Source organism: Mesorhizobium sp. M7A.F.Ca.CA.002.09.1.1 (assembly GCF_003998555.1).
In the GTDB taxonomy this organism is placed as follows: Bacteria; Pseudomonadota; Alphaproteobacteria; order Rhizobiales; family Rhizobiaceae; genus Mesorhizobium; species Mesorhizobium ciceri.
On record NZ_RZRR01001631.1, the window covers coordinates 1 to 423 of the forward strand.

General features: G+C 64.5%; 1 protein-coding gene and 1 pseudogene. One reads left to right on the forward strand and one right to left on the reverse strand.

Going from position 1 to position 423, the window contains the following annotated elements:
* Nucleotides 1–129 (forward strand): helix-turn-helix domain-containing protein (locus tag EN994_RS35055; RefSeq protein WP_127308329.1); only part of this gene is annotated, 129 nt, incomplete at its 5' end.
* A 54-nt stretch (nt 130–183) separates the two neighbouring features.
* On the opposite strand, the pseudogene EN994_RS35060 reads toward EN994_RS35055, so the two are convergent.
* Nucleotides 184–423, reverse strand: a pseudogene (locus tag EN994_RS35060) (lipo-like protein); the annotation flags it as partial.

The window sequence follows — 423 nt, forward strand, 5'->3', positions numbered from 1 at the left end:
GCCGGACGCAGCATCACCGCGATCGCCTACGAGGCCGGCTTCAACGACCTTTCCTATTTCAACCGGGCGTTCCGTCGCCGTTATGACGCCACACCCTCGGACGTGCGGGCCGCGGCTTGCAAGCACTGACGCCCGGCTGCCGGCCAGCGGTCCTGTGCAGCGGCTGGACTCATTTGATCGCGTTTATTCGGCGGCCTTGGCCCCGGGATCGGCAAGCTTGTCGTCCCAGGTCACCGCCCGGTAGTCGAAACCATATTCCAGCGTCGGCTTGACGATGCGGAAATAGGGCGACAGGTCGAAATCGCGCGGCGTGTAGAGCGAATGGTGGCGGATGTGCAGGATTTCCTTGCGCGAATAGTTCGACTGCGCCGAGGCGCGGCCGGGCGCACGGGTGATCTCGGGCAGGATCGGATAGCGGATCTG